The following is an 18,519-nucleotide window of genomic DNA, read 5'->3' as shown; positions in this document are numbered from 1 at the left end:
GAATCAGGACTGGCCATTTTTTCATCTTTCGTCTTCCGGGGAATACCATGGAAATCTTCCTGCAGCTCGTTTTCAGCGGCATCGCGCTGGGCATGATCTATGCCGTCATCGCCTTCGGCTACCAGCTGACCTTTGCCACTTCCGGCACCCTCAATTTCGGCCAGGGCGAATCCCTGATGCTGGGCGCGCTCGTGGGCCTTTCGCTGGTGGGCACCATCCATGGCGGTCCGTACATGAGCTATCTCTTGATGATCCCCATCGTCATCGTCTTCGGCGCCTTGCAGGGCGTGTTCGTCGAATGGATAGGCGTGCGGCCCGCCATCAAGATCAAGTCCGAATTCGGCTGGATCATGTCGACCATCGCGCTGGCCATCATTTTCAAGAACGTGGCGGAAAATATCTGGGGCAAGGATGACCTGATGTTCCCGTCGCCGCTGTCGGCCGCGCCGTTCCAGGTGTTTGGCGCCAATGTGCAGCAGATGCAGGTAGCCGTCATCGTCGGCGCGCTTGCCATCATGCTGGCCGTCGAAGTGTTCAACCGCAAATCGATCTACGGCAAGGCAGTGGTGGCAACAGCCAACGACCGCGACGCGGCCGGCCTGATGGGCATCAACACGGGCATGGTCATCACCTTTTCCTACGCGCTGTCGTCGGCCACGGCCGCCTTTGCGGGCGTGCTGGTGGCGCCGTTGACCTTGACGGGGGCCACCATGGGCGCCTCGCTGGGCTTGAAAGCGTTTGCCGTGGCCATCATCGGTGGCCTGACCTCGGGCGTGGGCGCCATCGTCGGCGGGCTGATACTGGGCATCGCCGAGACGACCACCGGCTATTACATTTCCACCGGCTACAAGGAAGTGCCTGGCCTGCTGCTCCTGCTGCTGGTGCTGGCCATCAAGCCGTCCGGCCTGTTCGGCAAAGCCGCGATCAAGAAAGTCTGAGGATCACATGAACAAGAAAATCACCATGCTGGCGCTGAGCGCGGCGGGCCTGGCCGCGCTCGCGCTGTTCCCCATCGTCATTCCGAACCCCTACTACATCCACCTGGCCGAGACCATTCTGATCTACGCCATCCTGCTGTTCGGCCTCGATATCGTCGTCGGCTACACGGGGCAGGTGTCGCTGGGCCACGCGGGCCTGTTCGGCATCGGCTCGTACGTCACGGGCGTGTTGGTGTTCAAGCTGGGCTTGTCGTTCTGGCTGGCCATCCCCGCCAGTATCGTGGGCGCGGCCGTGTTTGGCGCCATCCTGGCCTTGCCGGCCCTGCGCGTGACGGGGCCTTACCTGGCCATGGTGACCCTGGCTTTCGGCACCATCGTGCAAATCCTGATCAATGAAATGAGCTTCCTGACGGAAGGGCCGATGGGCATCAAGATTCACAAGCCCGTCCTGTTCGGCCACAAATTGAGCGAAGTAGAGTACTACTACATGGTTGCCGCGCTGATGGTGGTCTCGCTGGTGGTGGTGCACCGCATTTTAAAGTCGAACCTGGGGCGGGCGTTTGAAGCCTTGCGCGACAGCCCGATCGCCTCGGATTGCATGGGCGTGTCCGTGTACCGCTATAAAGTGTATGCGTTTGTCATCAGCGCCGGTTTCGCGGGCCTGGCCGGCAGCCTGTATGCGTATTCGGAAGAATACATCTCGCCCAATACCTACAACTTCGAGTTGACGATATTGTTCCTGCTGGCCGTCATCATGGGCGGACGCAAGACGCGTTCGGGCGCCTTGATCGGCGCGCTGATCGTCGTCATGCTGCCCAGTTTGCTGGCCGACATCGAGTTGTTCCGCAAGATCGCCGTCAGCGCCGCCGTGCTGGGCGTGATTGGCTCCGCCTTCATGCTGGCCAAGAAGCGCTCCACCGTGCGCGGCGTGCTCGTGCCTTTGGTGGCGACTATCGGCCTGGCTGCGTTTTCCTACAAACTGGAAAACATGGTCGACTGGCGTTTGACCATCTTCGGCCTGATGACTTTATTTGTCGTCTACTACCTGCAGGACGGCATCGTGGGCTTCCTGATGAGCTTTATCGGCAAGGGCCGGCGCCATGTGCAAGCCGTCGCCTCGCATGGCGTGGCGCCTTTTGACCACGCTCAAGGCGGCCAGCGCGGCGAAACGCTGCTGCGCGTGGACCAGGCCCTGATGCAGTTCGGCGGCCTGAAAGCGCTGAACCAGGTGGACCTGAGCGTCACGCAAGGCTCGGTGCACGGCCTGATCGGGCCGAATGGCTCGGGCAAGAGCACGATGATGAACGTGTTGACGGGAATTTACAAGCCCACGGCGGGCAAGGTGGAATTTGCCGGCGCGGTGATTTCGGGCCGCACACCGTCCGAGATCGCCCTGGGCGGCGTGGCGCGCACCTTCCAGAACGTGCAGCTGTTCGGCGAGATGACAGCCACGGAAAACGTGCTGGTGGGTTTGCACAACACCTTCAAATCGAATGTGCTGGACGTGATGCTGCATACGCCCCGCTACAAGCGCGAAGAGACGGCGGCGCGCGAGCGGGCCGCCAGCATCCTCGAGTTCGTGGGCCTGGCCGACCTGGCCAACGAAGAGGCGCGTAATCTGCCGTATGGCAAGCAGCGGCTGCTGGAAATCGGCCGCGCGCTGGGCCTCAATCCTCGCCTGCTGCTGCTCGATGAACCGGCGGCGGGCCTGACGGCGCCCGACATCAAGGAACTGATGGCCATCATCCGCAAGATCCGCGAGCATGGCATCACCATCATCCTGATCGAGCATCACATGGACGTGGTGATGGCCCTGTCGGACGTGGTGACGGTGCTGGACTTCGGCCAGAAGATCGCCGAAGGCGTGCCGAGTGCCGTGCAGAGCGATCCGAAAGTGATCGAAGCCTACCTGGGCGGCAGCGCCGAAGCCCTGGCCCCTGTGGCGCACTGAGAGGAAGACCATGCTGACCATTCATAATCTGCACGCCGCCTACGGCAAAGTCGAAGTCTTGCACGGCATTTCGCTCGACGTCCCGAAGGGCAAGCTGGTGACCCTGATCGGCTCGAACGGCGCCGGCAAGACCACCACCATGCGCGCCATTTCCGGCATGCTGAAACCGAAATCCGGCACCGTCACCCTGGGCGGCAAGGATGTCACGGGGCTCGACTCGCACCGCATCGCGCGCGCCGGCCTGGCTCATTCGCCGGAAGGGCGGCGCGTGTTCGCCTCCATGTCGGTGACGGACAACCTGTTGCTGGGCGCCTTTCCCCGTTTTACGCGGGCGCGCCCGAAAGGCGACATCAAGGGCGACCTGGACAAGGCCCTGGAGCTGTTCCCCCGCCTGAAGGAGCGGCGCGACCAGCTGGCCGGCACGCTCTCGGGCGGCGAGCAGCAGATGCTGGCCATGGCCCGCGCCGTGATGCTGAACCCGGAAGTGATCCTGCTGGACGAGCCGTCGATGGGCCTGGCGCCCATCCTGGTGGAGGAAGTCTTCCGCATCATCACGCGCCTGAAGGCCGAAGGCGTGACCATGCTGCTGGTGGAGCAATTCGCCGCCGCCGCCCTGAACGTGGCCGATTACGGTTACGTGCTGGAAAACGGCAGCATTTCCGTGCATGGCCCGGCCGAGAGTTTAAAGAACGACCCGAAGGTGATCGCGGCCTACCTGGGGGGAGGGCACTGACAAGGCGCTTGCTGCATATTATCAAATCCTCTACACTGCGCGCTTCCCTACCCGCAGTGTAGAAAAGGCATCATGCGCAGCGCCAGCCCGACTTTCCCGTTCTTTTTTCTGTCTTTTCTGCTCTTGCCGGCAACTGCCTGCGCCGAAGATGCGCCGCTGCAGAAAGTCACCATTTCCGCTGCCGGCGGCGTGCAGCAGCGGCGCGACGACACGGCCGCAAAGATCATTGTCAGCCGCGACGACCTGGTTCAATATGGCGACAGCAGCCTGGCGGCGGCCCTGAAGCGCCAGCCCGGCGTCTCCGTCGTCGGCAGCGAGGTGCGCATGCGTGGCCTGGGCGCCGGTTACACGCAAATGCTGATCAATGGCGAACCGGCGCCACCGGGTTTTTCCATCGAGTCGATCGCGCCTGACATGATCGAACGCATCGAGATTTTGCGCAGCGCGACGGCCGAATACAGCATGCAAGCCGTCGCCGGCAGCATCAACGTGGTCTTGCGCAAGGGCGCCAGCGGCGCCGAGCGCGAATGGAAGCTGGGCGCGGGCCGGCAGGATGGCCGCTGGCAGCCTGCCGCGTCCCTGCGCGTGGCGGACAAGTTGCCGGGTTTCGCCTACGCGCTGACGGGGGCGCTGGAGCGCACGGCCGATGACGTGGCGGGAAGGACGATTGAAACAAGCGCCGATCCGGCCGGCACGCTGCTGGCGCTGCGCGAAACGCGCACGCGCAATGCTTCGTCCATCAACAAGGCCAGCCTGACGCCGCGCCTGCACTGGACCCTGGACAATGGCGACACGCTCACCTGGCAAAGCCTGCTGGACTGGTATCGCACGGGGTTTGACGGTGTGGCCCGCGAAACGGTGTTGACGGGGGTGGCCAGCAGCTATCCGCGCAATGGCGCCACCTCACAAGCCAGCGTGTATTCGGCGCGCAGCGATGTGAGCTGGGCGCACTCGCTGGGGGCGGCGGGCAAGCTGGCGGCCAAGCTGGGCGTCAACCACAACCGGCGCGATACGGACTATGCGTTTCATGGCCAGGCGGCCGATGGCGCACCCCTGCTGCTGCGCGGCGTGGTCTCCGACGCCATCGACGATAGCGTCAACAGCAGCGGCAAATACCTGGGAAGGCTGGGCGGCGGGCATGCCCTGAGCGTGGGCTGGGATGGCAGCCTGATACGCCGCAGCGAATCGCGCCGCCAGCGCGACACGTATCTTGCCGGTGGCGCGCCGTATGCGCTCGATGAAGACTATACGGCCGATGTGCGGCGCCTGGCCCTGTATGCGCAGGATGAATGGGACGTGACGCCACGCCTGCAAATGTATGCGGGCGTGCGCTGGGAAGGCTTGCAGACGGCCACCGAGGGCCGTACTTTGAGCGAAGTGCGCACGCGCGCCAGCGTCTGGAGTCCCGTGGCGCAGCTGCTGTGGAAACCGCCGCAGCAGGAACGCGACCAGCTGCGGCTGGCGCTGGCACGCACCTACAAGGCGCCCACCACGCGCAACCTGGTGCCGCGCCGCTACACGATCAATAACGGCAACAATGCCAACAATCCCGATTTCCAGGGCAATCCCGAGCTGCGTCCGGAACTGGCGTGGGGGCTGGACGCGGCCTGGGAGAGCTATTTTGGCAAGAGTGGCGTGGCCAGCTTGTCGGCATACACGCGGCGCATCAGCGACGTCACCGTGCAGCGCCTGTTCCAGCACGATGGGATCTGGACGGCCAGCCCGTTCAACAATGGCACGGCCACAGTGCGTGGCATCGAAATGGATGTGAAATTCCCCTTGCGGACCTGGTGGGCGCAGGCGCCCGACATCGACGCGCGCGCCAATGCGGGGCGCAACTGGTCGAGCGTCGCCGCCGTGCCGGGGCCCGGCAACCGTCTGGCCAGCCAAGTGCCTGCCACGCTCAACCTGGGACTCGATTACCGGCTCTCGCCGAGGATGAGCATGGGCGGCAATCTGCACGTGCAGACGGGCGGCCTGGCGCGGCTCGATGCCCACGCCAGCAGCCATGCGGGCGTGCGGCGCACCCTCGATGCCTATGCGCTGTGGCAGCCGGACGCGAAAACGCGCGTGCGCCTGTCGGCGGCCAATTTGCTGCACCAGGAGCAGCTGCAAGGGCAATCCTACGTCGACGATGCGGGCCGCAGCGACAGCGTGATAACGCTGGACGGCAGCGCTGCGCTGCGCCTGTTGTTCGAGCGCAGCCTGTAAGCATCAATGCCGGGTGGGCTTGTCCTGCTGCACCAGGATGAACGGGCTGACGACGACAGCCCACAGGGCCGCGTCGGCGGCTTGCCAGTCCAGCGCCTGCTGGTCCGACACTTTGGCCACTTTACCATCGGCCATCCATTGCGTGATGGTGGTTTTGTCGTCGTGCGAGATGCGCACGGCCACTTCGACCAGATCGAGTTCATTGGCGACCCAGACGACATTGCCTTGGGCGAAGTGCTTTTCCAGCTCGCTCCAGGCCAGGCGGGCCGTTTCGCTGTTGACTTTGAGGCGCAGTTCGGTGTCTTTTTTAGGATTGGTTTGCATGCGAAATATCAAGTTGCGGTGAGTCGGGTGCCGTTGCGCGCGCTTTATTTGCCTGACAAGGCTTCCACGTGCGGCGTCGGCGTACCCTGCCATGTTAACCGATAGGCGGCGCCTTTGCGAACATTGCCCACCAGGGCAGGGCGGAAGCAGGCCAGGTTGGTGCCGCTGGCGTGCCGGACGCTGGGGAAGATGACGCCCATGGAACCGGCTTCGAGCAGGATGGCGGCCAGGTCTTGCGAGGCGATGTAGCTGGCCGGGTCGAGGCATGCCTGGTAGCGCTCCTGGCCGCGCAGGTCGTGGAAGCTGGCGGAAAAATCGGCCAGCAGCGACTGGTAGCTGACGCTGTCGTCGAAATAGTCGATTTCCTGGTATTCCACGGTCTTGTGGAAAATGATTTCGGCCAGCGCCGTTTTCATGTCGAAGGCGCAATACCAGGCGCCCCGTTCGCCATCGTTGAAGCGCGCCCCTTCCGGCCGTGCGTAGGTGTAGGCGGCGTTGATGATGCGGAAATGCGGCACGCCAAAAACCAGCTCGTCCACGCCAATGCCTGGCGCGCCGCCGTACTCGGCCACCAGGCGCGCATTCGTCGCGTTATCGAGTTCAAACAGCTCGCGCAGGTGCTCGTCGTCCTCGGCCAGGGGCGCCAGCACGGAGTCTTCCATGTCGGCGAAGCGTGAAGGAATCAGGCGGCAAGTGTCGATCTGGCGCAAGGCGGCCAGCGGCGGCAGGTGGTCATTGGCGATGGCAGGCAAGATTACAGCCCTCCGCGGCGTGCATCGAGCAGCTTGCGCACCGTTTGCATGGCCAGCAAGCCGCCGGCCAGCATCTGCGACAGGGGCGTGCGGCCACCGAAGATGGGGTTTTTGTTGGGCAGGCTCACCCATTCGTCGGCCAGTTTGTCACCGTACAAAATGTGCAAGGCCTTGTAGATGCCCAGCAGATAGGAAATGCGCGTGATGCGGTCCACTTCCAGCACGCGGTCCGGGTGCTTTTTCCACTCGTAGTAGGCGCTGCTGGACAGGCCGCCCAGCAATTCGCGCGCATCGTCGTCGCGCAACTTCCAGGCGGCGGCCAGCTTGAAAAAACCCTTCAATGCCGCCTGCGACAATCGCTCGCGCTCGGCTTTGGCGTTCAGGTCGACGAGCACGGCCGGTTCGAAGCGGCTCTTGGGGTAGGCGTAGGCGAGATTCATGGCACTCCTTCAACAAAACTCTGCTTATGGATTATTTATACTCCTTTTCCGGATTCATTGCAAGGCCCGCGCATGAAAAACGGGGCGCGCCAGGACAGGTGTCCCGGTGCGCCCCGTTGGCAGGCCTTGCTGGCTTATTTTGCCGTGACGGTCACCGGCACGCTCAGCTGCGCCGTCAAACCATTATTGTCCAGCGCCACCACCTTCAGCGTATAGCTGCCGGCCACCGGCTGCGGCCAGATGGCGGTGATGGTCATGCCGCTCATGGAAAACTGCATGCCCAGCGGCGCGCCGCTGATCGAGATCCACAGCGCGTTCGCCCCGGGGGCCGTCAGCACGATGCTGCCGCTCATGGCCTTGCCGGCCACGCCCGTCATGGCGGCGGCGCTGATCGTGGGACCGGTGGCGGCGATTTTCACCGTGGTCACGGCCTGGCCCGTCAAGCCCGTCCTGCTATCTTTGGCGATGACGGTCACGTTGTAGCTGCCCAGTACGGGGCTGGCCCAGCTGACGACGCCGGCGGCATTGATGCTCATGCCGGACGGCGCGCCCGACAGGCTGTAGGTGACGGCGTTGGGCGCCACCGTCGTGGCGGTGAACGACAGGGCCACGCCCGGCTTGCCGCTGATGCTGGCCACGGTGACCACGGGTGGCAGCGGGGCGGCGATGGCCACCGTATAGATGCCTTTGCCGCTCAGGCCAGTCTTGCTGTCCGTGGCCGTCACGATAACGGCGTAGGTGCCGGCAATGGGGGCGGCCCAGCTCACCAGTCCGGCGCTGCTGATGGTCATGCCGGCCGGCGCGCCGCTCAGCGTGTAGCTGACAGGATTGGCGGCGCTGACGCCGACATTGAATGCCAGGGCCGTGCCAACCTTGCCCGTGATCGCGCCGACGCCGACGACGGGCGGCGCGACGGGCGCGATGACGATGCCGTACACGCCCTGGCCACTGAGGCCGCTGACGCTATCCTTGGCCACCATGGTCACGGCATACGTGCCGGCGACGGGTGCGGCCCAGCTGACGACGCCCGTGGCGGCGATGCTCATGCCGGCCGGCGCGCCCAGCATAGTGTAGCTGAGGGGGTTGGCTGCGCTGGCCGATACGGTGAACGACAGCGGCTTGCCGGCCGCGCCGCTGATGCTGGCCGGCGTCACCACGGGGGCGGCCGGTGCGATCTGCGTGCCCGACAGGCTGGCCAGCAGGCTTTTCACGTTGGGCGTGCCCAGGCCGCCCAGCGGGTCGTAGCCGACCCTGGCCGTGCACACGCTGCACGTGCCGTTGCTGCCGCGCGTGATGTCGGCAAAGCTGCTGGCAAAGGTGCCGGGCACGGTGGCGATCTGGCCGTACAGCATGCTGTGCGGCAAGCCGAGCGCCGTCTTGGCTTGCAGCGCGCGGCTGGCGTTGGCGATGGCGACCAGGCCGGCCCACTGTGGCGTGGACAGGCTGGTGCCGCCGATGCTGAGCCAGCTGGCGGTGCCGCTGCCTTGTGCCATCACGGCCGTGTACTGGCCTGTGGCAGGGTCGGCATTGAAGGCCACGTCGGCCACGTTGCGCCGCAACAGGTTGGTCAGGCCGGGCACGCTGGCAGTCTGGTAGGTGGGCAGTGCCGTATAGGCGCTGATGCCGCCGCCGGTGCCGGACCAGGCCGTTTCGCTGCGCACGCCGCTGCCGCTGTAGCTGAGCGTAGTGCCGCCCACGGCCAGCACGTTCGGTGAAACGGAGGGCCAGGACACGCCGTTGCCCGAATCGCCCGTGGCGGCCAGGTAGCTCATGTTCTTGCCCGTGAAGGCGCTGTCGACGGAAGCCGTCCAGTTGCCTTCGGCGGCGCCAAAGCTCATCGAGACGACGCCAGGCCCCATCAGGTTGGCCAGGCGCACGGCGCCCAGCAGGCTGTTGACGGAGGCGTCGGGCGCCTCGATCAGCACGATGCGCGCCAGCGGCGCCGTGGCATGCGCCCACTGCACGTCGAGCGCGATTTCCATGGCCCAGCCCGAATTATAGGCGGGTGCGGTGGCCGTCATGGTGCTCGATGGTGTGTTGTAGACGATGGACAATTCGCAGCCGCCGGCCGGCGCTGGCGGCAGTGGCAGGCTGGCATTGATGGCGATGGCTTTGGTGGTGCAGCCGGGCAAGCCGAACTTCTGATTGAAGATGGCCAGTTCGGCCGCCGCGTTCGGGTTGTGCATGGCGTCGACGATATAGATCGTCTGTCCCGCGCCCAGCTGTGCCGCCTGGGCTGGCGTCAGCGCCGTGCCCGCCGCCGGCAGGGCGGGCAGGTCGTAGGCGGCGCGGATTTGCGCGGGGGAGTAGGTCGCTACCACGCTGCTGCCGGCCATGGGCGCGACGGCGTCTGCCGTGCCGCCGGACAGCAGCGGCGCGATGTCCTGTGCCACCTGTTCCGCGGCGGCGATCTTTTGCGCCGTCAGGCGGCGCGTGCTCATTTCCGTCATGGCGCCGGGCACGTGCTGCAAGTGCGGACGCCAGTGGGCCGAGCCGCTGCTGTTGGCGCTATCGCGCCCGTCAGGTGCATCGAGCAGGGCCGGGGCCGCATGGAACATCGGTTGCACCACCAGCGTGCCGACGGCGGCGGGGATGACGGGCACCTCGACAGTGAAATGTGTCGCGGCCGTGGCAATGGCGGCAGGCGGCGTCGAGGTCTCCTGGCCTGGGCCGCAAGCGCCCAGCAGGAGCGCGGCGGTGGCGCCCAGCAGCAGGCGCCCGTGACGGGGATGTTGTGGGATGAATCTTTTCATGGCGAAACTCTCCGAGTTGGGCGAGGGCCACATCTCGACAATGCATCCAGGCCGGGCGCCGCGCGCTGGCGGTCCTGGTCCTGCACATTGGCAGCCCCGCTGCCATGGCGCTTGCGCGCGGTAGGCCGGTGGCTTTGCGTCCCCGCCTTTCGACGGGTTTGCCCTCAGAACTGATCATGCATCGCTACAAACTTCCTGATGCGTTATCAATTCTAGTGAATTTGCCAAATAAGTGTTAACTATTTTCAATCAATATTTTTATTTTCGCAATAAAATGTGGCAGATTTGCCTAGTATGGAAACAATCTTGTCAGCTTGATTAAGTCTCGAAGACAAGGTTATCAGACGGGTATCGATGTGTGACAGTGTTTTTCCCCGGCAACGGTGCTTGCATTCCCTGATAGGTTAATGAATTTCATGAATTTAACGAATATGTTTCTTTCGCGCATCAGTCCTCGAACACCATGCCTGAATACGGCGTTGCGCGGCAGGCCGCCAGCCGCGCTGCCAGGCTGCCCGCATGGGCTTCCAGCTGGTGGCCGTCCGGATCGAGAAAATACAGGGAATCGCCAGCGCTGCGGTTTTGCTGCCATTCGGGCACGCCGGCGGCGCGCAGGCGGGTGGCAAAGATGGGGAAGTCTTCCTGGTGTATGGCAAAGGCGTAGTGCGTGTAGCTGCGGCCCGGGTCGCTGGCCGCCTCCGCGTCTTGCGACAGACATAACCACAAGTCCCCGGCCGACAGATACGCGCCCCTGTCCCAGTGCGCATGCAGGCGCAGGCCCAGCATATCGCGATAAAAGATGATGCTGCGCGCCAAGTCGCGCACGGACAGGGTGAGGTGGTTCAGGCCGGTCAACATGGCTTTGAATGTATCAAGACGGTGATCCACGGCTTTGGGCAGGTGCCATCAGACAGGTTCGGCATGCTCCACCATCAGTTGCACCTTGGTCGTGCCATTGTATTCATTCGCATCGAGCCGGAAGGCGACCCTTGTGCGTTCGCCCAGGGCGTCCGTGTGGCCGAACCAGATGGCGTCGAAGCGTACGCCATTCTTTTCCAGCAGCAATTTCAAATGGCGCTCTTTCAGGATGCGCTGGCTGACGACGCGGAATTCATCGCAGAAGACGGGTGGGGCGAAGCCCTGGCCCCACACCTGGCCATCCATCAGTTCGATGAAGGCCGTCGTGTAGTACGCGTCTTCCAGCGGGCCGTCCGTTTCCACGACTCTTTCCAGTTGCTGCTGGCTGAGCCAGGCCTGGCCCACGGCTTCGAAGGCCTTGGAAAATGCGTCGAAGGCGTCGGCGCGGATGGTCAAGCCCGCCGCCATGGCGTGGCCGCCGAACTTGTCGATCAGGCTGGGCGCCCGTTTCGATACGAGGTCGAGCGCGTCGCGCAAGTGGAAGCCGGGAATCGAGCGGCCCGAACCCTTGATCCAGCCATCAGCGCCCGGCGCGAACGTGATGGTCGGGCGGTAAAACTTTTCTTTCAGGCGCGAGGCGACGATGCCGATCACCCCCTGGTGCCAGGATGCATCGAAGACGCTGATGGTGCTGCTGTTGGCCGGCTCGAAATCATCGAGGTGCAGCAGGGCCGTATCCTGCATTTCCGCCTCGATTTCGCGGCGTTTCAGATTGATGTCGTTGAGTTGCTGCGCCAGCGCCCAGGCGCGGCCTTCGTCGTCCGTGATCAGGCATTCGATGCCCAGCGACATGTCTTGCAAGCGCCCGGCTGCATTCAGGCGCGGTCCCAGGGCAAAGCCCAGGTCGAACGGCGTGGCGCTGCGCGCTTCGCGGCCCGCCACGCGGAACAGGGCGGCCACGCCCGCGTGCATATTGCCCTTGCGCATGCGTTTGAGGCCTTGCGCGACGAGGATGCGGTTGTTCGTATCGAGGCGCACCACGTCGGCCACCGTGCCCAGCGCTACCAGGTCGAGCAGGTTGTCGAGCTTGGGTTGCGTTTGCGCATCAAAGATGCCGCGCCGGCGCAGCTCTGCGCGCAAGGCCAGCAAGACGTAGAACACCACGCCCACGCCCGCCAGATGTTTACTGGGGAAGCCGCAGGCGGGCTGGTTCGGATTGACGATGACAGCCGCGTCGGGCAGGGTGTCGGCCGGCAAATGGTGGTCGGTGACGACCACCTGGATGCCGCGCCGGTTGGCCTCGGCCACGCCGTCGATGCTGGCGATGCCGTTATCGACAGTGATGATGATGTCGGGCGACTTTTCGCGCGCGGTGAGCGCGACGATTTCCGGCGTCAGGCCGTAGCCGTACTCAAAACGGTTGGGCACGATGAAATCGACGTCGGCGCCCATGGCGCGCAAGCCGCGAATGGCCACGGCGCAGGCGGTGGCGCCGTCGCAATCGTAGTCGGCGACGATGACCATGCGCTTCTTGGCGGCAATCGCGTCGGCCAGGAAGGCGCCGGCCGCGCCGATGTGCAGCAAGCCGGACGGCGGCATCAGGGCCGCCAGTTCGCTCGACAGTTCTGCCGCATCGGACAGGCCGCGCGAGGCGTACAGCCGGGCCAGCACGGGGTGGATGCCGCCCTGGCGCAGCAGTTCGGATTCGCGGTAAGGGCAGGGACGGGTGGCGATGCGGGTACGGGTCATGATGCTTTCAACTTGTTCAGGGTAATCGCGCACCAGAATTTGCGCTGCGCATTCTTGCTGGTGCTGCAAGCTAGCCAGGCGTCGCGGTGGCTCAGCACCAGACGCAACTGGCCCAGGCGGCCATCTTTCAGGGCCGCCAGCAGGGGCACGAACCAGTCTGCTTCCAGTGCCTGCAACTGTTGCAGCCACAGGCCCCATTCCTGCGCCTGCGCCGCTTCGATCAGGCCACCCAGCACGATGATCGCGTCGGATTGGTCTGCCAGCACACTGCTTGGACTGGCATGGCGCCGTGATGGTTCCGCCAGCGCCGCCAGCCAGCCGGGCGCGTCCTTTGTATGCAGGCTGGCGGCGCAGCGCACAGGGTCCGCCGTGGCCACGCTGGCACCCCAGATCCAGAAGGAGTTGATGGCTTTCAAGCCCCGCTCTTCGCGCGCCGCATTGACGGGATGTTCATGCCACAGCATCTGCACTTCGTTTTGCAGGCGGCGCGCGGCGCGCGCGTGCTCGCCTTCCGGCATCCAGACGGACAGGTCTTGCGTGGTGGCGCCGTCCGGCGACGCGCATTGCAAGTCGCTCCAGGCGTCGGCGCGCATGAGCCAGGTACCGGCGTCGCCATACGCCAGGGGCTGGCCGATCTCGTCGAAATAGGGGGACACAATGTCAAACAGGGCGCGGCCATCGGCCTCGCTCAGCTTGAGCTGGCGCAAGTCTTCCAGGCTGATATGGCTGCGGGCAATGGCCAGGTGGGCCGGATGCAGCAGGAAGTAGCGCGCGCCCGGTTCCGGCACCAGACCATAGCCGCGCATGGCCTGGGCCGCGAAGGCCGCCTGCGCCGCCTCGCCGTTGGGCGCGGGCGACAGGCTCAGCGCGTGCGCCAGCCACGCTTCGTGCGGCAGCAGGCGGTTGTTGTTGTCAAATGTTTCTAAATTAAAACTAGAAGTGCGCGAAAGGAGCGCCGCCAGCGCGGGCGCTTGCAAGACCTTGATCAGGTCGGCAGCCAGTTCGGCATTGGGCAAGGCGCAGGGCAAGACGAGGGTAAGTTGATTCATTCCGAGATTGTAGGCGATTGTGGTCATGCAAGAGTAGGGGCAGACAATTTTCGTCGAGTACTGAAAGTATCAAAAAAACATCAAAATTATACTAGTCTCATTATTATTAATGGAAAACATTTTGCTTTTGCAAATTTCGACGATATAATTACGCCAACTTAAATATCAGAAAGACAATCATACCCCTGCTGTGTGGTTGCGTCGTTTGGCTCCTGTGTCCCTCGAAATCGTATACAAGATGCTGCCGGCTTCATTTTTTAAACAAGTCTCTTTCTTGGAAGCCCACCCATGTATACATTCGCCGCTTTGCGCGGTCAGGCTGATTGCGTCCTGACCCCCCATGTTTCCACTCCTGCCGCCACTGATGCGTATCGCCAGGAGGCCGCATGACTACCTACAATCTGTCGACTACGGTACACGTGTGTGAAGACATTAACAAAAATTTCGACATCCGCGATTTGCTGGTGCAAGCCGGCTATTCGGTGCAAGGCGAACTGAACATCAAGAATTTCACGGTTTTGTTGCCTGACGATACTGAATCGACTAGCAACACCCCCTTGTTCGGCATGCTCGACGCGGACACCGTGTACGTGCGTCCCGGTGATTGGGCTGCCAACTACAATGGCAGCTTCTCGACCATCCAGGTAACGATCGACAAGGGCAATGGCGATATCGTCCAGCTGAGCCTGCAAGTCATCATCGATCCCGTCAATGACGCCCCGGATGCGGCTGACAAGACCTTCACCCTGGTCGACGGCGCCAGCGTCGTGCTGAGCGAAAGCGATTTCGGCTTCCACGACGACGTCGAGAACAACGGTTTCAAGTCCATCGTCATCACCAACACCACCACGGCCGGGCAAGTCTTGCTCAATGGCGTGGCCGTCGCGGTGGGCACGGAGGTCTCCATCGATGATATCCGCGCGGGCCACCTGGTCTTCGTGCCGAGCCGGACGGTCGCCGGCGACTTCGACCTGGGCTTCAAGGTGCGCGACGATGGCGGCACGGAAGGCTGCAATGCGCAAGACCTGAGCCTGGCGCCCCATTACCTGACTTTCAAGGTGCCGATGGCCCACCTGGGCGATTTCGTCTGGGAAGACAAGAACGCCAATGGCGTGCAGGATGCGGGCGAAGCGGGCATCGCCAATGTCGTGGTGCAATTGAAAGATGGCGCGGGCGCGGTGGTGGCATCGACCACGACCGATGCCAACGGTGGCTACCATTTCGACGTCAATCCAGGCACGTATTCCGTCACCGTCGTCACGCCGAATGGCTACACGGCAACAGCTGCCAACCAGGGCGGCGACAGGGCCAAGGATAGCAATATCGATGCCGCCGGCAATATGGCGCCCGTCACCCTGGCGCCCGGCGAAACCAACTTGAGCCTGGATGCGGGCCTGTACCGCGCTGCCGAACTGGGCGACCGCGTATGGTTCGATGCCAACAAGAACGGCTTGCAAGATGCGGGCGAAGCAGGCGTGGCCGGCGTGAAAGTGACTTTGCTCGATGCGTCGGGCAATGCCGTTGGCAGCCCGCTCGTCACAGATGCGAATGGCAACTATTTGTTCACGAATCTGAAGCCGGGCGCCTACAGCGTCCAGTTCGACAAGACCAGCCTGCCTGCCGGCTATGCCTTCACGGGCCAGGACCAGGGCGGAGACGAGCAGCGCGATTCCGATGCCAGCGCCATCGATGGCAAGACGGCGCAAGTGCTGCTTGCTTCCGGCGACAGCAACCATAGCCTGGATGCGGGCATCGTGGCTCTGCCGGCCTCCTTGGGCGACCGCGTCTGGCATGATGCCAACTTGAACGGCGTGCAGGATGCGGGCGAAGCCGGCATCGGCGGTGTCACGGTGCAGCTGAAAAATGCAGCCGGCAGCGTGATCGGCTCGACCGTCACGGATGCCACCGGCTATTACAACTTCAGCGTCGATGCCGGCACGTATTCCGTCGCCGTCGTCGCGCCGCCAGGCTATTTGACCACGGTCAAGGATGCGGGCGGCAACGATGCGCTCGACAGCGACATCAATGCCGCAGGCCAGAGTGGCCTGGTGACGGTTGCCGCCGGCCAGAACTACAAGGACCTGGATGCGGGCTTGTACAAAACGGCTGCCATTGGCGACCGCGTGTGGTTTGACGCCAACGGCAACGGCACGCAGGATGCGGGCGAAGCGGGTGTCGGCGGCGTAAAAGTCAACCTGTACAACGCCTCGGGTGCCGTGGTGGCCAGCGCCACCACGGATGCCAGCGGCAACTATCTGTTCAGCAACTTGGTGCCTGGCAACTACTTCCTCGGTTTCGTGCCACCGGCCGGCTATACCTTCACCAAGGCGGACGTGGGCGGCTACGCCACCGATTCGGATGTCAATCCGGCCACCGGCCTCACCACTACCTGGATCGCGCTGAAATCGGGCGATGTCCAGCTGGAATGGGACGCCGGCCTGGTCAAATGCGCGCCTGTCACCGGCAGCATCGGCGACCGCGTGTGGGAAGACAATAACTACAACGGCGTGCAAGATGCGGGCGAACTGGGCGTGGCGGGCGTGAAAGTCAACCTGCTCAATGCCAGCAACCAGATCATCGCCACGACAACGACAAATGCCAGTGGCAATTATCTGTTCGATAAACTGGTCGCCGGCGGCTACAAGGTGGAAGTTGTCCGTCCATCGGGTTTCTATTACACCAAGGCAAATGTGGGCAGCGACACGGCCGATTCCGACGTCGATACGAGCACGGGGCGCTCCGGCCTGATCAACCTGGCTGCCGGCCAGAACGACATGAGCTGGGATGCGGGCATCTACCGCAAGGCCAGCCTGGGCGACAAGGTATGGCGCGACGCCGACCATGACGGCGTACAGGATGCCAACGAGGCAGGCATCGCCAACATCAAAGTGCAGTTGTACTCCGGCAGCGGCGCTTTGCTGGCCACCACTTACACGAATGCCAGCGGCAACTATCTGTTCAGCAACCTCGATCCGGGCAGCTATTCGCTGAAGTTCGACAAGAGCAACGTGATGCATGCTGGTTACGCCATGAACAGCTGGAAGTGGGGCGCCAAGAACGTGGGCAGCAATGACAACATCGATTCGGACGTCAACAGCAATGGTTCCTATGCCAACGTGGTCTACACGGACATATTAAAACTGGCATCGGGCCAGAATGACATGCGCTGGGATGCGGCGATCACGCCTATCGTCATCGACCTGAACGGCGACGGCGTGCACACGATCGCCCGCGCCGATTTCCACGGCAGTTTCGACTTGCTGGGCACGGGCAGCGCCATCCAGTCGGGCTGGGTCTCGGCCCATGACGGTTTGCTGGCCATCGACAGCAATGGCAATGGCAAGATCGACAATATCTCCGAGTTGTTTGGCGGCAGCGAGAAGGGCACGGGCTTTGCCAAACTGTCCAGCTATGACTCGAACCACGACGGCGTGGTCGATGCCAAGGATGACAAGTTTGCCGAATTGCGCATCTGGCGCGACGCCAACAGCAATGGCGTCACGGACGATGGCGAGCTGATGTCGCTGCATGACGCCGGCGTGGCCAGCCTGACGGTGGCCTACACGGAACTGCCTTTCCTCGACGCCAACGACAACCTGCACCTGGAGCGCAGCAGCGTCACCCTGGCCGACGGCAAGACGGTGGACATGACGGACGTGTATTTCAACGTCGACGCCAAGGATGCGGCCCAGGCCGGCATCACCTTGCCGAGCATGGCCGATCTGCTGCGCGATGACAGCACGCTCGACGTGGTGCTGGGCCAGGATGGCACGGTGACCACGGTGGCCGCCGCGCCAGCCGCCGCAGCCCCTGCTGCCGAAGCCCAGGCCCAGTGCGAAATGGCCGAAGTCTTGCGCCGCGCCATGGCCCATGCGAATGCCCAGCCCCAGGAAATGGCTGCCTGATGTCCTGTTTTGCCAGGCCGTACCCGCCTGGCTGATGTGCTCCGGCGCCCCTGTCCGCAGGCGGTGCCGGCGCTCTCCAATCACTTTAAAGAGAATACGCAATGAAAAAATCCATGCACCTGATCGTCCGCGGCAGCATCGCAGCGGCTGTTTTCGCCCTTGCCAGCAGCAGCGCCCTGGCAGCGTCCAACCTGCAAGTCATCGACTCGCACAGCGTCAGCCTGTTTACGGCCAGCGGCGGCGCCTTCGGCTCCGGCAGCGCCATCTCGCCTACCTTGTGGCAAGTCAAGTACGACAGCAACACCTTCCTGGCTTTTTGCCTCGATCCCCATGTCGCGCTGAGCAACACCTCGAACAGCTACAGCAGCAGCGCCTTTGCGGCCAGCGATTCGGTCAAGCGCCTGTACGAGGGCTATTACGCCTCGTCCATTGCGAATGTGTCGACCAGCGCCAACAGCGCCGCCGCCTTCCAGCTGGCCCTGTGGGAATTGAATAACGACAACACCAACCTGCTGACGGGCGACCTGCGCTTCAAGAACCTGAGCAATGCCGTCGTCAGCCAGGCGAACAGCATGCTGGGCGTGGCGACGGGCAATGGCGCCATTCAGAACCTGTACAACTACACCAGCCTGAGCAGCGTCAATCCTGCCTCGCAAACCCTGCTCAGCGTGTCGCCCGTGCCGGAAGCGCAAACGTGGGCCATGCTGGTCGCCGGCCTGGGATTGCTGGGCTTCATGGCGCGCCGCCGCAAGGCTGGCACAGCATAAATCGGCAGCAGCGATATTGACTTGGTAGTTTCTGCTGCGGTGCGTCCGTCACGACGCACCGCAGTTTTTATTTTTTCGCAACATCATTC

Annotated in this window: 13 protein-coding genes and 1 riboswitch; of the genes, 6 read left to right on the top strand and 7 right to left on the bottom strand. The window is 63.4% G+C overall.

Annotation, left to right across the window (positions count from 1 at the left end):
- The first annotated feature begins 47 nt into the window (after positions 1 to 47).
- The 4 genes from ACQ4WP_RS17870 (at position 48) to ACQ4WP_RS17855 (ending at position 5,833) form a co-directional block, all read left to right on the top strand.
- The gene (locus ACQ4WP_RS17870; protein WP_034782923.1) at positions 48 to 938 is read left to right on the top strand and encodes a branched-chain amino acid ABC transporter permease; all 891 of its coding nucleotides are present in this window, start codon (positions 48 to 50) and stop codon (positions 936 to 938) included.
- Between the two features lie 7 nt (positions 939 to 945).
- Complete coding sequence (locus tag ACQ4WP_RS17865) at positions 946 to 2,889, top strand: branched-chain amino acid ABC transporter ATP-binding protein/permease (RefSeq protein WP_436522910.1); 1,944 nt, start codon at positions 946 to 948, stop codon at positions 2,887 to 2,889.
- Between the two features lie 10 nt (positions 2,890 to 2,899).
- Positions 2,900 to 3,622, top strand: coding sequence for an ABC transporter ATP-binding protein (locus ACQ4WP_RS17860; protein WP_426073713.1), 723 nt, complete (start codon positions 2,900 to 2,902; stop codon positions 3,620 to 3,622).
- A gap of 72 nt (positions 3,623 to 3,694) precedes the next feature.
- Positions 3,695 to 5,833, top strand: a complete 2,139-nt coding sequence (locus tag ACQ4WP_RS17855; protein WP_436522908.1) for a TonB-dependent receptor plug domain-containing protein — start codon at positions 3,695 to 3,697, stop codon at positions 5,831 to 5,833.
- Positions 5,834 to 5,836: 3 nt separating this feature from the next.
- Here ACQ4WP_RS17855 and ACQ4WP_RS17850 read toward each other — a convergent pair whose 3' ends face one another.
- The 7 genes from ACQ4WP_RS17850 to ACQ4WP_RS17820 form a co-directional block, all read right to left on the bottom strand.
- Positions 5,837 to 6,157: a DUF2288 domain-containing protein gene (locus tag ACQ4WP_RS17850; RefSeq protein ID WP_436522906.1), complete on the bottom strand. Its 321-nt coding sequence runs from the start codon at positions 6,155 to 6,157 to the stop codon at positions 5,837 to 5,839.
- Positions 6,158 to 6,201: 44 nt separating this feature from the next.
- Positions 6,202 to 6,909, bottom strand: coding sequence for an RES family NAD+ phosphorylase (locus ACQ4WP_RS17845; protein WP_436522904.1), 708 nt, complete (start codon positions 6,907 to 6,909; stop codon positions 6,202 to 6,204).
- 2 nt (positions 6,910 to 6,911) lie between these two features.
- On the bottom strand, positions 6,912 to 7,349 hold the full coding sequence (locus ACQ4WP_RS17840; protein WP_046682984.1) for an MbcA/ParS/Xre antitoxin family protein: 438 nt from the start codon (positions 7,347 to 7,349) through the stop codon (positions 6,912 to 6,914).
- Positions 7,350 to 7,483: 134 nt separating this feature from the next.
- Positions 7,484 to 10,102: a S53 family peptidase gene (locus tag ACQ4WP_RS17835; protein WP_436522902.1), complete on the bottom strand. Its 2,619-nt coding sequence runs from the start codon at positions 10,100 to 10,102 to the stop codon at positions 7,484 to 7,486.
- An 86-nt stretch (positions 10,103 to 10,188) separates the two neighbouring features.
- A riboswitch (cyclic di-GMP riboswitch) is annotated at positions 10,189 to 10,275 on the bottom strand.
- Positions 10,276 to 10,549: 274 nt separating this feature from the next.
- Positions 10,550 to 10,960 (bottom strand): fosfomycin resistance glutathione transferase, encoded by a 411-nt coding sequence (gene fos / locus ACQ4WP_RS17830; RefSeq protein ID WP_436522900.1) that lies wholly within the window; start codon positions 10,958 to 10,960, stop codon positions 10,550 to 10,552.
- A 48-nt stretch (positions 10,961 to 11,008) separates the two neighbouring features.
- Positions 11,009 to 12,709: a single-stranded-DNA-specific exonuclease RecJ gene (recJ, locus tag ACQ4WP_RS17825; RefSeq protein ID WP_436522898.1), complete on the bottom strand. Its 1,701-nt coding sequence runs from the start codon at positions 12,707 to 12,709 to the stop codon at positions 11,009 to 11,011.
- Positions 12,706 to 13,758 carry a hypothetical protein gene (locus ACQ4WP_RS17820; protein ID WP_436522897.1) on the bottom strand — a complete coding sequence of 351 codons (1,053 nt, stop codon included), beginning with the start codon at positions 13,756 to 13,758 and terminating at the stop codon, positions 12,706 to 12,708. The genes recJ and ACQ4WP_RS17820 overlap by 4 nt, the downstream gene beginning before the upstream one ends.
- A 386-nt stretch (positions 13,759 to 14,144) precedes the next feature.
- Here ACQ4WP_RS17820 and ACQ4WP_RS17815 point away from each other — a divergent pair, with 386 nt between their 5' ends.
- A complete protein-coding gene (locus ACQ4WP_RS17815; protein WP_436522895.1) occupies positions 14,145 to 17,663 on the top strand; it encodes an SdrD B-like domain-containing protein in 3,519 nt (1,172 codons plus the stop codon).
- A gap of 113 nt (positions 17,664 to 17,776) precedes the next feature.
- Entirely contained in the window at positions 17,777 to 18,430 is a 654-nt protein-coding gene (locus tag ACQ4WP_RS17810) for a PEP-CTERM sorting domain-containing protein (protein ID WP_436522893.1), read from the top strand.
- Positions 18,431 to 18,519 lie beyond the last annotated feature (89 nt).

This window comes from Janthinobacterium lyxosi (assembly GCF_051380665.1).
In the GTDB taxonomy this organism is placed as follows: domain Bacteria; phylum Pseudomonadota; class Gammaproteobacteria; order Burkholderiales; family Burkholderiaceae_D; genus Janthinobacterium.
Note: the sequence above shows the minus strand (reverse complement) of the source record. Positions and strands in the feature narration are given on the sequence as shown.

Excerpts from the sequence above, each read along its gene's own strand:
- ACQ4WP_RS17865 (WP_436522910.1), top strand. The coding sequence starts at position 946 with ATGAACAAGAAAATCACCATGCTGGCGCTGAGCGCGGCGGGCCTGGCC.
- fos (WP_436522900.1), bottom strand. The coding sequence starts at position 10,960 with ATGTTGACCGGCCTGAACCACCTCACCCTGTCCGTGCGCGACTTGGCG.
- recJ (WP_436522898.1), bottom strand. The coding sequence starts at position 12,709 with ATGACCCGTACCCGCATCGCCACCCGTCCCTGCCCTTACCGCGAATCC.
- ACQ4WP_RS17855 (WP_436522908.1), top strand. The coding sequence starts at position 3,695 with ATGCGCAGCGCCAGCCCGACTTTCCCGTTCTTTTTTCTGTCTTTTCTG.
- ACQ4WP_RS17850 (WP_436522906.1), bottom strand. The coding sequence starts at position 6,157 with ATGCAAACCAATCCTAAAAAAGACACCGAACTGCGCCTCAAAGTCAAC.
- ACQ4WP_RS17810 (WP_436522893.1), top strand. The coding sequence starts at position 17,777 with ATGCACCTGATCGTCCGCGGCAGCATCGCAGCGGCTGTTTTCGCCCTT.
- ACQ4WP_RS17820 (WP_436522897.1), bottom strand. The coding sequence starts at position 13,758 with ATGAATCAACTTACCCTCGTCTTGCCCTGCGCCTTGCCCAATGCCGAA.
- ACQ4WP_RS17835 (WP_436522902.1), bottom strand. The coding sequence starts at position 10,102 with ATGAAAAGATTCATCCCACAACATCCCCGTCACGGGCGCCTGCTGCTG.
- ACQ4WP_RS17870 (WP_034782923.1), top strand. The coding sequence starts at position 48 with ATGGAAATCTTCCTGCAGCTCGTTTTCAGCGGCATCGCGCTGGGCATG.
- ACQ4WP_RS17815 (WP_436522895.1), top strand. The coding sequence starts at position 14,145 with ATGACTACCTACAATCTGTCGACTACGGTACACGTGTGTGAAGACATT.
- ACQ4WP_RS17840 (WP_046682984.1), bottom strand. The coding sequence starts at position 7,349 with ATGAATCTCGCCTACGCCTACCCCAAGAGCCGCTTCGAACCGGCCGTG.
- ACQ4WP_RS17860 (WP_426073713.1), top strand. The coding sequence starts at position 2,900 with ATGCTGACCATTCATAATCTGCACGCCGCCTACGGCAAAGTCGAAGTC.